General features: G+C 44.9%; 12 protein-coding genes, 2 tRNA genes and 1 pseudogene. 10 read left to right on the top strand and 5 right to left on the bottom strand.

Annotated elements, in window-relative coordinates:
* The 6 genes from AB7U21_RS05470 to AB7U21_RS05445 form a co-directional block, all read left to right on the top strand.
* On the top strand, positions 1-938 hold a 938-nt coding region (locus AB7U21_RS05470; RefSeq protein ID WP_428387572.1), incomplete at its 5' end, for an adenosylcobinamide amidohydrolase.
* A gap of 64 nt (positions 939-1,002) precedes the next feature.
* Entirely contained in the window at positions 1,003-1,974 is a 972-nt protein-coding gene (locus AB7U21_RS05465; RefSeq protein WP_428387570.1) for a TIM barrel protein, read from the top strand.
* Between the two features lie 146 nt (positions 1,975-2,120).
* Positions 2,121-2,678, top strand: coding sequence for an ArsR family transcriptional regulator (locus AB7U21_RS05460; protein ID WP_333787896.1), 558 nt, complete (start codon positions 2,121-2,123; stop codon positions 2,676-2,678).
* A gap of 98 nt (positions 2,679-2,776) precedes the next feature.
* Entirely contained in the window at positions 2,777-3,919 is a 1,143-nt protein-coding gene (locus AB7U21_RS05455; RefSeq protein WP_428387567.1) for a radical SAM protein, read from the top strand.
* Complete coding sequence (locus AB7U21_RS05450) at positions 3,910-4,761, top strand: DUF4130 domain-containing protein (protein WP_428387565.1); 852 nt, start codon at positions 3,910-3,912, stop codon at positions 4,759-4,761. Before AB7U21_RS05455 ends, AB7U21_RS05450 begins: the two co-directional genes overlap by 10 nt.
* Before the next feature lie 12 nt (positions 4,762-4,773).
* A complete protein-coding gene (locus AB7U21_RS05445) occupies positions 4,774-6,891 on the top strand; it encodes a helix-hairpin-helix domain-containing protein (RefSeq protein WP_428387563.1) in 2,118 nt (705 codons plus the stop codon).
* A gap of 21 nt (positions 6,892-6,912) precedes the next feature.
* Here AB7U21_RS05445 and hisB read toward each other — a convergent pair whose 3' ends face one another.
* The 3 genes from hisB to hisG form a co-directional block, all read right to left on the bottom strand.
* Entirely contained in the window at positions 6,913-7,488 is a 576-nt protein-coding gene (gene hisB, locus AB7U21_RS05440; RefSeq protein WP_333787892.1) for an imidazoleglycerol-phosphate dehydratase HisB, read from the bottom strand.
* Positions 7,489-7,567: 79 nt separating this feature from the next.
* The gene (gene hisA / locus AB7U21_RS05435; RefSeq protein WP_428387561.1) at positions 7,568-8,311 is read right to left on the bottom strand and encodes a 1-(5-phosphoribosyl)-5-[(5-phosphoribosylamino)methylideneamino]imidazole-4-carboxamide isomerase; all 744 of its coding nucleotides are present in this window, start codon (positions 8,309-8,311) and stop codon (positions 7,568-7,570) included.
* Between the two features lie 9 nt (positions 8,312-8,320).
* Positions 8,321-9,175, bottom strand: coding sequence for an ATP phosphoribosyltransferase (gene hisG, locus AB7U21_RS05430; RefSeq protein ID WP_333787899.1), 855 nt, complete (start codon positions 9,173-9,175; stop codon positions 8,321-8,323).
* 302 nt (positions 9,176-9,477) lie between these two features.
* On the opposite strand from hisG, the gene AB7U21_RS05425 reads away from it, so the two are divergent.
* The 4 genes from AB7U21_RS05425 (at position 9,478) to AB7U21_RS05410 (ending at position 12,879) form a co-directional block, all read left to right on the top strand.
* Positions 9,478-10,674: a methionine adenosyltransferase gene (locus AB7U21_RS05425; protein ID WP_428387559.1), complete on the top strand. Its 1,197-nt coding sequence runs from the start codon at positions 9,478-9,480 to the stop codon at positions 10,672-10,674.
* A 148-nt stretch (positions 10,675-10,822) separates the two neighbouring features.
* Positions 10,823-10,933: transfer RNA gene (locus AB7U21_RS05420), tRNA-Tyr, on the top strand.
* A 62-nt stretch (positions 10,934-10,995) separates the two neighbouring features.
* Positions 10,996-11,068, top strand: a tRNA-Asp gene (locus AB7U21_RS05415).
* 371 nt (positions 11,069-11,439) lie between these two features.
* Positions 11,440-12,879, top strand: coding sequence for a sodium/glutamate symporter (locus AB7U21_RS05410; protein WP_428387557.1), 1,440 nt, complete (start codon positions 11,440-11,442; stop codon positions 12,877-12,879).
* Positions 12,880-13,161: 282 nt separating this feature from the next.
* Here AB7U21_RS05410 and AB7U21_RS05405 read toward each other — a convergent pair whose 3' ends face one another.
* The gene (locus tag AB7U21_RS05405; RefSeq protein WP_428387555.1) at positions 13,162-14,127 is read right to left on the bottom strand and encodes a PGF-pre-PGF domain-containing protein; all 966 of its coding nucleotides are present in this window, start codon (positions 14,125-14,127) and stop codon (positions 13,162-13,164) included.
* A gap of 41 nt (positions 14,128-14,168) precedes the next feature.
* A pseudogene (locus AB7U21_RS05400) lies at positions 14,169-15,153 on the bottom strand (hypothetical protein); the annotation flags it as partial.

Below are 15,153 nucleotides of genomic sequence, written 5' to 3'. Positions count from 1 at the left end.
GCGTTAAGAAGGGAGAGGAACTGGAAGGTGGAAACGTATCCGCTTACCTTTCCCTGCTTGCTGCAAAATTGGGCTTTGATCCATTAAAAAGCACTGGAATGCTGACTGCTGCGAATATGATGAATGTTGCTATAGTAAGCAAGGGTTTCAGGGGTCTTGAAGTTACTGCTATCATAACAGGTGGTGTGGAGATCAACGGAGGCAGGGTAGGTGATCCGGCTTCATACTACCAGGAGAACGGAAGCCATTTCCCTTTAAATGGGACTATCAATGCCATTATTTTAATAAATGCAGACCTGCCGGAATATACAATGTCCCGTGTCATCATGACCGCTACTGAAGCAAAGACTGCAGCCCTACAGGAATTAATGGTCCCAAGCAGGTATTCTGAGGGTATAGCCACTGGTTCCGGCACGGATATGATAGCTGTGGTCAGCAATATGACAAGCCCGTTGAAGCTCACGGATGCGGGAAAGCATTCCAAGTTAGGCGAGCTTATAGGGAAATGTGTGATCGAAGCCACCAAGAAAGCACTTGAGAAGCAATCGGAACTTACGCCCATTTCCCAGCGCAATATGCTGTTAAGGCTTGAAAGGTTCGAGGTGGATGAAGCATATTGCTGGAATGTGGCTTCACACATGGCAGGCGATAACCGTAAAATGCGTTTTCTGAAAGACTTGAGAGAATTAGCTGTTAACCCTTTATTGGTTGCAGCAACATCTGCAATTACACATCTTGTTGATGAGGTTTCCTGGGGTCTGCTGCCTGAGACTTCAGCCCGGGAAGCTGCTCTTGCCCTGATCAGGCAGCTTCCTGATATATTGCAAAGCAACCAAAAGCCACCTGAGAACTTGTTGAATGATTATGACAGCATTATAGATAACCTGGTTTACATGACAGCCTGGCTGGTGAAGAATGGCATCATGGGGGAAAAATGATCCTAGACCATTTTATACACTGTAGATCCATACATCACTGTGAGGTTTTAACATTAAGAAATTAATGAACTTCTCCCTCCATGAGAGTGATCTGTCACGTTTTGAAAATGACTGGAACAACATAGAGTCTTTTCTGCGTACTCATGGGCTGGACGGTGTGGAGCTCTTTGTTGATCATACCCCTCTTCCTGATTTTCCTTGCGGGATAGTCGAAGGAGTACACTTACCCTACTGGATGGGAAGGCACCGGGCATGGGTAGATGAAAACGCGTTTCATGAGGACATGGATGAAAATGAGAAATTTTTCCTATTCGGAGGGCATGATCGTCAGGATATGATCGCCAACTTCATAAATGCGCTTAAGAACGCTGCATCAGTGAATGCTGAATACGGGGTTTTCCATGTTGCTTATGTGGAGCTGGATCATGTGTTCACCCGGGATTTCGGAGTATCTGATATGGAAGTTATGGATTCCACAGCAGAGTTTCTAAATAAATCAGTATCACTTCTTCCAGGAGGAGAGCCACCTGTCAGACTCTTTTTTGAGAACCTTTGGTGGCCCGGCCTTAACCTGCTTGATACTGCTGCAACAATGCATTTTGTAGATTCCCTTGAATTCGAGAACTGGGCTTTTACGCTTGATACGGGTCATTTGATGAATGCCATTATGAATTGCACTGAGGAAAGAACTGCAATTGATTCGGTACTGAATGTGCTGGCAAGGTATCCGGAAGATATTATTGACAGGATAGAAGGAATGCACTTCCATTGCAGTCTATCGGGTAATTATCAGATGCAAGTAGCAAGAAATGGTGTACCTGCGGATTATTATGACCTCTCTTTCCATGAAAGGCTTATCGCTGTCATGGAACATGTGTCAAAAATAGATCAACATATGCCTTTTACTGATGAGAGATGCAGGGAGATAGTAGATTTTGTTAAGCCGCGGTTCCTTACTCATGAATTTGAAACTAATAGCCTGCCTGAGCTGGACTGGAAGCTTAGAACACAGATATGGGCGTTGTGTGGGGAATAAAGATAAAAATACCATATATGATTTGTTTGTACTTCCATACACAAAAATGAACATTATATTTGTTCTCTATTTAGATCAAATATAAGCTTCAATAAGATATTAAAGGGGAATCGTTTATATACGTATAAAAGATACTTTTGAGATATATGAGCCTATCTGATAACAATTACCCTCAAGACCTCAACAACACTGAACGCCTTAAAGTATTCAGTGCTCTGGGCAGCGATACACGCTTGAAGATGGTTGAAAAGCTGTGTGAGTGTGAGATGCATATATCTGAACTGGCAAGGGAGCTTGATATATCTGTTCCGGTTGCGGCGAAACATGCTACCATCCTCGAAGATGCTCAACTGATAGAGCGTAAAGTGTATGGAAAAACCCACGTATTGAAATTAAATAACAAGAACATCATTTCCGCGTTGGATATACTTGCACCCACTAAAACTATAGAAGTACCTAAGGGTACAACTCTGCTGGAAGCCCTGAAAAAAGTAGCTGTAGTTGAAGTACGGCAGGACAATGATTTTGAGAACGTTGTGTCCACCAATGGTGAAGACGGTTTCTTTGTGTATGAGGTTGACGGCAAACTTCCTGATAAGACAGTAAAGAACTGTAAATTTGAAAAGGATGCTATTGTCGAATGGAAGAAATTGGAAGCTGTTACTAAATTGAAGATATACGTTAAAGTGAAGGATGAAGAGTGATCATTACGCTGGTGCGGACGGATCATGCTTCCATATCATCGTAATACTTTCACATCGCTTACATTCCTGTTTTATATTTATTTGTCAGTCACTTCATTGTGAGCCATGTGAAAACTCCCGGTGAAGTCCATAAAACCCTCACGGAGCGAATGCGTTACCTGGCTTCAGGTACTAAGTATGATAGTTGTAACCAGAGTGCTGTATGCCATGCTTTTGCTCCCGATGGCAGATGTATCCAGCTTTATAAGACATTGCTCACTAATTATTGTTCAGGCGAGTGTACCTACTGCCCAAATAGGTGTGAAAGAGATACACCTCGAGTGTCATTGACTCCGGACGAGATCGTAAAGATCACATGGTCATTCTACAGGAGAAATGCAGTAGAAGGCTTGTTCCTTTCCTCAGGCGTAATAGGTGATGCTGAAAATACTTCCGAAAAACAGCTTGAAGTAGCCAGAAAACTGCGTGCTCAGGGTTTCCAGGGATATATACACATGAGGCTCATGCCAGGGACACCAAAGTACCTGCTGGAAGAGATAGCCGATGTAGCAAATAAGTTCGGGGTCAATGCAGAGACAACCAGCAGTATGAACTATTCTGAGGTATGCCCTAATTTTGATTACAGCAATGATGTCCTCCAGCGTCTGAAATGGACAAAGGAGCTCATAATCGAAAAAAGGAAAGAGGCTGGTTATGGAGGGCGTATCATAGGTGCAAATGACACCCAGTTCGTTGTGGGTGCGGCTGCTGAATCTGACCGGGACATAGTACGAACCGTAGACAAGTTCATGGACAAATACGATCTAAGAAGACCTTATTTCATGAGCTTTGATCCGGTGCCTGATACACCTCTTGAACATAATACTCCTTCACCTCAATGGCGGGAAGTGAGGCTTTACCAGACATCTTACCTGCTCAAGGATTACGGGCTGAAGGCAAAAGACTTTGATGAGATCTATACAGATACAGGTTTTCTGAAAGACCGGGACCCTAAGATCCTGCTTGCACAATGCAATCCTGATATGTTCCCTATAGATATCAACAATGCAAGTTTGCAGGAATTGCTGCTGGTCCCAGGAATCGGTCCTGTGAGTGCCAGCCGGATCATACAAGCCAGACCTTTTAACTGTGAGCAGGAACTTGCCCGCATGGGTGTGGTAATTACAAGGGCAAGACCTTACATTAAGATCAAAGGTCGTTGCCAGACAAATCTTTCTGCATTCATGGAGGTATGTTCCTGATAATAGGCTTTAGGACAACTGTGGAAGGAGTGTTGCTTGCCTGCCTGAAACTGAGGCAGTTCCCAGATGCACACCTGATGTATGCCGAAGATATGGAAGAACTTCGAAGAAAGATCGATTTTGCAGGAGTAGAAAGGGATTTTGAACTTGTTGGTTTTGAACCTGCACCAATAACAGATCTTGCAGAAAGTGTCTTTGGGAAACACTGGAATCGGCATGTAAGTTTTTCCCGCAGGAAAGAACCTGATCCCATATATTACATAGATCTGGTGCTCAGACATGCAAATTGTGAGCCTTCTGAGCTTGTTAGAACTTTGAGTTCATCTGAGAACGTAACTTCCCTCTATTCAGGCAAGACACCACTGCAAAAGAGATGTTATCGTTATATGCGAGTGGTAAGCCTTTCCCATCACAGACTTTGTATGTTTGCAAGACCCTCTTTTGTTAAAGGGATACTTTTAGCCGATATCAAACCGCAACACCGGATAGAAGATATGTTCTGTAGATGGCTGGCGAAGAAGAATCCGGACCTTCCGGTGGCTGTGGTACATGGAGATAAAGCATGGATAGGCAACGGGAATTTTGTTGGTCTTGACAGGTTCGTGGTCGTTACTCCTTCATTCCTGGGAGATCTGGCGGCTGTGAAAATATCCGACGAAGTGGAGCAACTATGGGATGTATACTATGATTCCCAGATGATAGACAGCCGAAGAAATAAAAAGCAGGCTAAGAAGTTCCAGCCCAAGGCAGCTTCTTCTGTCAGTGGCATGTCTATGAAGGACAGGTACAAGGTGGAACGGGGGATATCTCCCTGTAAACTGGGAGATTTCTTTGAAATGTAAGTACGTGAGAACATGAAACACAAAGACAGCATACGTTCCTTGAATGACATCCCCGGCATCGGGGAAAAAATGGCCAGACGTTTCATAGAACACTTCGGCACCGAACAGAATGCCTTTGAAGCGATCCTTAGCGGTGATGTGGCAAGTATATCATGTATGGAAGGCGTGGGTCAGAGATATGCGATATCCCTGGTGCAGGAGGTAAGCTCCAGGATAGAAGGTGTAGGGGTACAGGACTTCCTTAAAACACGGGAGGCTATGGATATCTACGAGAGGTTGCTGGATATCATCAAGCTCTTTGCGCATACAGGTTATGCCAGGGAGAAGATACACACCTTTTTCCCTTATCCGGCATCCAGAAGGGACAGGATAGAATCTATACGGAGTTCAGTGGCACAACATATAGAACATGCTGACATGCTCAGGGGAAATGAGAGCTTTTTATGTTTACTGGGGTGTGTGAAACCACTTAACCTTAAATTAAAACCTGTGCGAGTGAGAGACAGGGTGATACTTACCACTGATCCCAAGAAACTTGAAAAAGTAAAAAAGCGGTTTGGAGAGTATCTGGATGTGCATCTTGTGAGTTCCCTCACTGATATCGTGGATTCGGCAAGGGGATATTCTCATGTCATAGCAGCAGATGACGACCTATTCTCCTGTGAGCTACCTGAGGATGTGGAGATCGAGGTAATTGCTGATATGGAAGCCTGTGAAGACTGGAAGATAGTTCCCGAAAATGAGATCTCTCAGGTATCAAGGAATCTGCAGATCATAGAGAGTTCCCTTCAGGTCACCCGCATGATAAGGATTGCTGGTATGACCTTCCTGCAGGAAGTAGACGATGCGATCCTGGATAAGCTGGAAAAAGCCGTTTGCATGATAGATGAGAACGGTGATGTGCGGGCAGGGACAGACCCTGAGATAGACCGGCTTACAATGATACTTGAAGGGATCGATACTGCAGTTGCGAATGCAAATGCCTATGCAGATCAGGAGCTTGGAAATGCTCTCCGGGAAAGCCAGTTGGTCCTCAGCGGTCAGGATATGCTGAGGATGATGCACGACAGCAGTGAACTAAAATCAGTGCTTGAGAACCAATTGCGGCATAACTATGTTTCTGTTATCGAAAAAGCCAGAAAGAATATTTGTACAGCCCTTTCCCTTCAAAAGAAAGAGATACTTTTCCTGGATGCCCTATTCCCTCAAAGTATCAGCCATCCGGTGGAGGCTGACAGGACACAGGTCACTGCCATAAAGCAGTATGTAAAAGAAAAGATAGAAAAAAGAAAGATAGAGCATAAGAGGCAGGTGGCGCGTTCGCTAGTGGGTCTGCGTGAGAGTATCCGGAAAATGGTAAAAAAGGTACTTGATTTCGATGTAGGTTTTACTATCGGATGTTTCGCTTCTGAGTTTGGTCTTTCTCTTCCCAGGATAATAGAAGGAACTGGAATAGGTTTTAAAGACGCAGAGAACCTCTTCCTCAGATCAAGGCATGGTACGGTTGTGCCAATAGATTACGCTGTTGGTGCAACATCTTTTAGTCCGGGTGGAGATAAGAGCAGGATAGTACTTCTGAGTGGTGTTAATTCAGGAGGTAAGACATCACTTCTGGAATTGCTGGCACAATGCATCATCCTTACCCATATGGGCTTTCCTGTACCAGCCGTTGACATGGAAATTGGACTGACTGAGGGTTTCTACTATTTTGCAAAATCCAAGGGTACTCTGGATGCAGGTGCATTTGAAACAACACTTATCGATTTTTCAGTTGTTGCCGATGGTTCAGGGAAGATAGTACTTGTGGATGAGCTGGAATCTATAACAGAACCAGGTGCTTCTGCAAGGATAATCTCAGGTATACTGGAAATGCTTGCAGAGAACGAAAAAAGCCTGGCCGTATTCGTGTCACATCTGTCCGGGCTCATTATGGAAAATACGCAAAGCGATGTGAGGGTCGATGGCATAGAGGCAAGTGGCCTGGACTGTGACCTTAATCTAATAGTGGATCGTACTCCGCGTTACAATTATGTGGCAAGGAGCACACCCGAACTGATAGTAGAAAGACTCCTGCGTAGAACGAACGGCAATGAACAGGTCTTTTATGAGAGGCTGAAAAGTAAATTCTGAGAGTAAAATAAAAAAATAACCTCAGAGCACTCCTTTTGTGCTCTTGATGCCTCCGCCTTCTACTACTACGGCTCTGCGCAGGGCATATGCAAAGGCCTTGAAAAGAGCCTCTATCTTATGATGGTCATTGTCTCCGTATACACTGGCATGCATATTGATCCTGGCATTGTTCACCACTGACTCGAAGAAGTGCTTCACCATCTGAGTGCTGAACTCTCCCACCTTCGGAGCGGTAAATGAAGCATCCAGTACTAGATAACTGCGGCCTCCCATATCAAGGGCCACCGAAGCGAGAGCTTCGTCCATAGGGATCCTTGCCTCTCCAAAGCGGGATATGCCTGCACAGTTCCCCAGAGCCTGCGCTATTGCCTGCCCCAGTACGATCCCTGTGTCCTCTATGAGATGGTGGTCATCTACAATGAGATCTCCTTCGGCTTTGACCACAAGGTCAAGATTACCATGTTTTGAGAATGCATGCAGCATGTGATCAAAGAAACCTATACCTGTGGAAATGTCGGAAATACCGCTCCCGTCCAGGTTAAGCTCCATCTGTATGTCGGTTTCCTTGGTCTTGCGGGAGATAGTTGCTTTCCTCATAATTTTCACGTACCTATTTTTACATATTTTAACTATTTATATTAGACTATTTCACAAAACTATTTCAGACAATATTTGACTATTTCTGCTGCTCTTTAAGGATATTAAGAGCTTCCTGATATGTGAATTTGCCTGTGTACAATGCGCTGCCAACAACCACTCCGCATGCACCGGTTGCCCGTATGGTGAGTATATCCTGAAGTGTGGTGATGCCTCCTGAGGCTATTACGGGTATGTTTACAGCTTTCACCAGTTCGGCCGTAGGTTCTGGATCTACTCCCTTCATGAGACCTTCGTTATCGATGTTAGTGAATAGCAGAGTGCCTGCACCCAGCTTTTCGAACTTTCTCCCCATCTCTATTGCAGTGAATTCAGAGATTTTTTTCCATCCTTCTATGGCCACTTTTCCGTTCTTTGAATCCAGGGCCACATTGATGTGTACGCTTCCAAACTCATCGGCAAGCCTTTTGACAAGTTCAGGTTCACGCAGTGCTGCTGTGCTCAGTATGACTCTGTCTGCTCCAAGCTTAAGGAGATGTGCGGCGTCTTCAAAAGAGCGGATACCTCCCCCTATCTGGATGATGACTCCCCTTTTTTTACCCGCACTCACTATTTTTTCGATAATAGGCGCGTTGACCCTTTTTCCATCCAATGCTCCGTCAAGGTCGATGAGATGCAGTGTCTTTGCTCCCTGTGCTACCCAGTCCAGTGCAACAGCCACGGGATTATCCAGTGAGACCATTTCACTTCCTGGAACTCCCTGAACCAGCTGGACACATTTACCGCCCCTCATATCCACTGCAGGAATGACTTCGAATTCCATGCTATGACCTCATGGCATGAGCCGTTCGATGGGCACCACAAGTATGTCCTTTGCCCCTACGGCCTTTAACTTGTTCACTGTGGAAAAGATAAGATCCGCATCTATCACAGCATGTACTGCAAGAATGGAATTTGAGGCTTCGACTTTCATGACAGTGGGACCTGCAAGACCTGGAAGTACCTGCTTAACAGCTTCCAGGGCTGACTCGGGTACGTTCATCATGAGGTAACGCTTGCCTTTTGCCCTTAGCACGCTTTCGATGGAAGTGCTTATCTGTTCCACCTTGGAGTTGTTTGCACTGGTCTTTTTGTTAGCTATGAGATAAACAGAAGAGGTGAATACCTTATCGATCATCTTCAGGTGGTTCGTTGCAAGTGTGGTTCCAGAGCTTGAGATATCCACTATGGCATCTGCAATTCCAACATGTGGTGTAAGCTCGCAGGCGCCGCTGACCTTAATGATCTCGACATTGATAGCTAGGTTCTTGAAATACCTTGACGTGATGTTGGGAAACTCTGTGGCTATCCTTTTACCTTCCAGGCTATGGGGTGCCTTAAAGGGTGATTCTTCCGGGACGGCAAGTACAAGATTCGCTCTTCCAAAACCCATGTCAAGTAACATTTCGACCTGTGCTCCTGTCTCGTTGATCAGATCAAGACCTGTCACACCTACGTCGGCAGCTCCGTCCTGCACATATTCAGGGATATCCGAAGCTCTCGCGAAAAGGATGGTGATATCAGGATCAGTGGTCTTTGCGAAAAGCTTTCTGGTACCTCCTTCAAGTACTGGCAGGCCCGCTTCTTTGAGCAGTTCGACGGTTGGATCATGGAGTCTTCCTTTATTGGGTATTGCAATACGTATCATTGTTCCTACTTCCAGCTGCATTCTCCTGGGTTATCACTGACCTGAGGAATACTTTCCTGAGATATAAGCCTTCATATGCTTCTATGATATAAGTTGTCTTGTATGGCCTCTGAAATTGCTAATATAATTTGTCCGGTAGACACTGTATTTTTGCTATTTGCCTCCGCAGCCTAATTATTACTGAGAGTAATGTGAGATGTGGTTAGTATTAAATATGACTATGCATTAGTTATTATACAAATTCCCATAGAAATATAAAAATGTATTAATAAAGGGATTTGTCTACTTTAAAGAGGATTAGAATGATCAGGAACATCAAGGTCGAACCTTTGACGGAAACTCCTGTCAACAGACAGCAGATCGAACTTGTTGAGAGAAAGGGTATTGGACACCCTGACAGCATTTCCGATGGTCTCTCTGAGGCAGTGAGCCGTGCTTTATGTGCTGAGTACATTAAAAAGTGTGGAGCTGTACTGCACCACAATACTGATGAAACACAGATAGTTGCAGGTCGCTCCTGCCCCACATTCGGTGGCGGAGAGGTCATACAACCCATATACACTTTACTTGTGGGCAGGGCTACCAAAGAGTTCGAAGGTGTGGAGATCCCTACAGATGCTGTAGCACTTTCAGCCGCCAGGCAATATCTGAGGAAGCATATTGTGGATATGGATCTGGAAAGGGACATTATAATAGACTGTAAGCTTGGTACGGGCTCCTCGGATCTAAGGGATGTGTTCAGAAAGGACAGGGTGCCTTTTGCGAACGACACTTCCTTTGGTGTGGGCCATGCTCCTTTCTCAGAGCTTGAGAACATTGTCTATAACACTGAGAGGCAGCTCATCAATGACCTGAAGAAGAAGATCCCGGGCATAGGCACGGATATCAAGGTCATGGGTATGAGAGATAGCGATGAGATCACCATCACTGTGGGCTGTGCCATGGTGGGCAGGCATATTGATGATATGGACAGTTATATCAGCATCAAACAGCAGATGAATAACTATGTCCATGATCTGGCACTGAATTACACTGACAGGAAGGTCAATACCTATGTCAACACTGCAGATAATTATGACCATGGATCTGTGTTCCTTACCGTCACTGGTACTTCTGCGGAAATGGGCGACGATGGTTCTGTAGGCAGAGGCAACCGCTGTAACGGCCTGATCACTCCGAACAGGCCAATGAGCATGGAAGCTACAAGCGGTAAGAACCCCATCAACCATATCGGTAAGCTTTACAACCTGCTTTCCACAAGGATGGCAAGGCAGATCGTTAAGGAAGTCCCTGATGTTGAGGATGTATACATAAGGATACTTTCACAGATCGGACAGCCCATAGACCAGCCATTGGTGGCAAGCGCTCAGATCATCCCTAAGAAGGGAACACACTTTGCGTCTATAGAGTCAGAAGCTAACGCCATCATCGATGAGGGTCTGGCCAACGTGGCAGACATCACTAAAATGATAATAAAGGGCGAACTGGACACATTCTGATGTCCTTTTTGTGAAGAAGGGGCACTCACTCCTTCTTTCCCTCCGTTTTCGATGATCGTTCAGAGATGTTTTTCCGAAAAGGCTAAGTAGTATGATGCGTATCAGTGTGATACCCGTGAGGTATATCCTCCGAAATCAATCGCGTTGTCCCGCCTTAACTCAGTGGTAGAGTGCGCGGCTGTAGTATGGTCATGTGACGTCAGTCACACATTACCGCGCAGGCACCGCGATGCCCCCGGTTCGAGTCTGGGAGGCGGGACCTGAACCCCAACGAAAGGTTTAAATGCAAAAACTCCCTTTTAGGGGTGCTCTCAACACAGCGTCCGAATAGTGTAGTGGCCTATCATGAAGCCCTGTCGAGGCTTCGACCCGGGTTCGAATCCCGGTTCGGGCGTTTTAATGAAATCCCCGGTATACCGGGGAATAAATTTACATTTTAAGAGTATTTTTGATGTAATTACTGATGGTTATTGAATAGATTTGAATTGCTTTTATTTTAGCTCCGTAGAAAAACTGAATCTTAATTGAACCACACAAAGGTTCAAGGAGCATGAAAACTAACGCTGATCAATTCTCTGGAACTCGTGTTATCTGTGATTATTGTCGATGTTGACATCCATGAGCATTTCTACAGAGCCTGAACAGATTCTATTGAAAAGAAGTATTTGGAGCTAATAAGATGGCTTCATCTTCTCTGTAATAAATGAAAAAGGGTATATACTGTTCTTCATAAAAAGAGATTGCTGCCTTAAAATTGATATTCTCGTGAGGTGGCAGGAGGTTACAGTAGTGTCTGCTTCAATGGTGGGAATGAGTTTTCTTGTGCTTGGTGTGTTCTTGCTGCTTGGTAAATGGATACGAGTTATATCTCCATCCCTGCAAAAACTCTTCATACCCAGTTCACTTATAGGAGGATTTCTTGCTTTGTTCCTTGGTCCTGAGGTTCTGGGCACCATTGTTTCATGGACCGGCTATTACGATTCTTCCCTCTCTAACGGTATATTTTCACAGGAGATTCTTGATGTATGGAGGATACTGCCAGGACTTTTCATCAATATAATATTTGCCACACTTTTTCTGGGAAAGAAAATACCTGGTATCCATGATATGTGGTTAGTAGCAGGACCTCAGATCGCACACGGACAAACCATAGCATGGGGACAATATGTCTTTGGGATACTGATAACTATCTTTGTCCTAAGTCCAGTGTTTGGAATTGATCCTATGGCAGGTGCACTTATAGAAATATCTTTTGAGGGAGGACATGGTACCGCAGCAGGCATGGCTGCTACGTTCGAGGAACTGGGGTTTGCAGAAGCAGGTGATCTTGCACTTGGTCTTGCGACAGTGGGGATCCTTTTCGGTGTCGTACTAGGCATACTCATTCTGAACTATGGAGTGAGGACTGGTAAAACAGAGGTGTTGCAAAGGACATCCCAGATAGGCCTTGATGAGAGAAGGCAGACCGGCATCATTGATTTCGATGCGAGGGAATCTGCAGGGAAGATCACTACGAGACCTGAATCAATTGAACCGTTATCTCTCCATTTTGCTTACGTTGGAGTTGCTATTGGGATTGGTTATGTTATCCTGCAGCTTTTGATCCAGATCGAAGAGATCACATGGGGAAAAGCCACAGGCATATATCTGCTGACATACATTCCTCTCTTTCCCCTGGCAATGATCGGAGGCATTATTCTGCAGATGTTCCTTGACAGGTTTGATGTATACCAGACCCTGGACAGAAATCTCATGATGAGGATACAGGGCCTCTCTCTGGATATATTGATAACCAGTGCCATCGCTACCCTGTCCCTTACAGTAATCGGTAACAATCTGATGCCTTTCATCATACTTGCATTAGTAGGGATATTTTGGAACCTGGCAGGATTTATGCTCCTTGGGCCAAGGATGATGCCCTCATATTGGTTCGAAAGGAGCATAGGCAATTTCGGGCAGTCAATGGGAATGACAGCCAGTGGTCTTTTGCTCATGAAGATCGCCGATCCTGATAACAGATCTCCTGCCCTTGAAGGTTTCGGATATAAGCAGCTCCTGTTTGAGCCAGTTGTGGGTGGGGGTGTATTCACTGCAGCCTCTGTTCCTTTAATATTCCACTTTGGTCCAATGCCTCTTCTCATTCTGACAGCTATCATCATGTCATTCTGGCTCTTATTAGGGCTCTTCTATTTCGGGAAAAAATAAGAAAGATGGTTTGCAGCGGGGCATGATCTTGAGTCCGATGATCGCTATTCCATCAAAAATCATAAAATTAGCAAAATAAGTTTGTTATGTTGATCAGCAATTAAAAAAGTACACATGAAGAGGCTTCACAGTATCCTTGATGCTGGAAAAACCATACTATACACTTCAAACCATCTGCGAAAGAGCCAATATTTTCTATGACTGCTGGCTTAAAAGTCATTTTTTGCAGAGGAAAGGAATAAAAAAATAGAGGAAGGGGTTGATCCCTTCTCATTTTATAGCTTAGTCTCTTCTAAAGAGATATGCAACTGCAAGCAGACCTGCAACCGCAAAGAGTGCTTCAAAGCCTGGTGTTTTTTCCTCGGTTGGGAGAGTAACATTGTCAGTTACATTACTTTGTACATCAGTTTCACTGCTTACAGGGGGTTGAAGTGCCATTTCAGCAGTTATCGCAAACGGAGAGAATCCCGGCGTCTGAGATTCATAGATCACGTAACCGTCGGTGCTGCTTCCCATTGTCGTGGGTAAGATTTCCCATGCAGTTCCGTTATATCTCTGTAGCTTCACATTCTCCGGGTTTATATCCATCTGCTGCATCCATGAGGTGTTCACCTTGAACTTTACCTCTGGATCCTTTATGTTGGCCGATGTAGCAAAACCTGCCCTTCCGACCCAGATATTGACATATTTATAAATGGATCCCTCAGGAGTGACGCTGACCAATTTTGACCTATTGTTAAGGACTTCTATGGTGGAAGTTGTGTCCCCTGCGTTCTTCAGGGAATAGAAGCTGATCGACTGTATGGGGTTTCCTTCCCTTGTGAACTGATAGGTCACATTGGTATTCATTCTAAGGTATTGGGTTTTTGCATCTTTCAATGCCAGATTAGTGAAATCCTCTACGGAAGCCGAAGCACCGCCTGCTCCCCCACTGCTCCTGCTACTACCTCCACCGCCGCCGCTGGACGAACTGGTTGTAAGGTCTTCACTCACTGCTATGCCTGCCAGTCCACCACTGTTGTACGGGACAAGAGTGTAAGTATAGGTCGTACCACTGCTCAAGCCACTGTCGACATAAGATGTTGATCCGCTCACATTTCCAAGGACGGCATCGTCCCTGCTTATTTGTACCTGAGCAGTGTCGTTGGAAGCTTCCCATGTCACTGTAATTGAGTTCCTCGTGATATCTGTTCCAGATACACTGAATATCTCCGGAAGGCTCATTGCAATTGCTGAATCATTGACCAATGTGGAATTAATGTTCCCTGAAGTATCTACTGTACGGATACCTATTGTGTAGGTAGTGCCCTCAGTAAGGCCGGTTGCGTTGTAGGGGTGGTATTGTCTGTTGTATTTGTAACAAATGCATCATTGAGGTATACCATCACGTGACTGAAATCGTCGTCATCGGGATTTACCCATGTCCAATTGATCCAGCTTGCATCGGCATCAGTTTCCTCAAGGTTAGTAACAGATGCCGGAGGCATGGCGTCTATGAAGATCGCTGTTGCTGAATCATTTACCCATGTCGGATTAATGTTCCCTGAATCATCCACGGTCCTGGTGCTTATTGTATATGTACCGCCTTCAATAAGACCTGTCGAATTATAATATCCTTCTGATGTGTTCGTGACAAAAGTCCCGTTCAAGTATACCATCACATGACTAAAATCAACATCAACAGGGTTTGTCCAGGCCCATCTGATCCAGTTTGCACCTGCACTTGTTTCGTTCAGACCTGACACCGATGCCGGTGGGGTCGTATCGTCTGCACCTTCCACATGAAGGATGACAAGACCATTGCCGAAGTCTGCTACGTATACATAAGTGTTCGATACCGCAACATCATATGCATAGCCAGCTGTATTAAAGCCACCTTCCTCAATTGGCGCTGCAGGATCAGTGACGTTAAAGATCACAATTCCATTACTATCATCTGCGATGTATACGTAATTTCCAGAAATGGCAAGATCATGTGCATAACTCGTAGTACCATTGCCTGTGAATGCTGGTGCAGTCGGGTCAGTAATATTCAAGACCACAAGACCAGCATCACCATCTGCTATGTAGGCATAATCTCCTGATACTGCAACTCCATTTGCATGACCTGTAGTATTAAAACTGCCAACCGGTGAAGTCGGATCATCAATATCCATGATCACAAGACCAGCATCACCATCTGCTATGTAGGCATAACCGTCTGCTACAGCAACATTTTCTGCATTTCCTGCAGTATCATAATCGTCTCCGACCACATTTTCTGGATTTGTAACG

Source organism: Methanomethylovorans sp. (assembly GCF_050177135.1).
Taxonomy (GTDB): Archaea; Halobacteriota; Methanosarcinia; order Methanosarcinales; family Methanosarcinaceae; genus Methanomethylovorans.
This window is presented reverse-complemented; position numbering and strand designations above follow the sequence as displayed.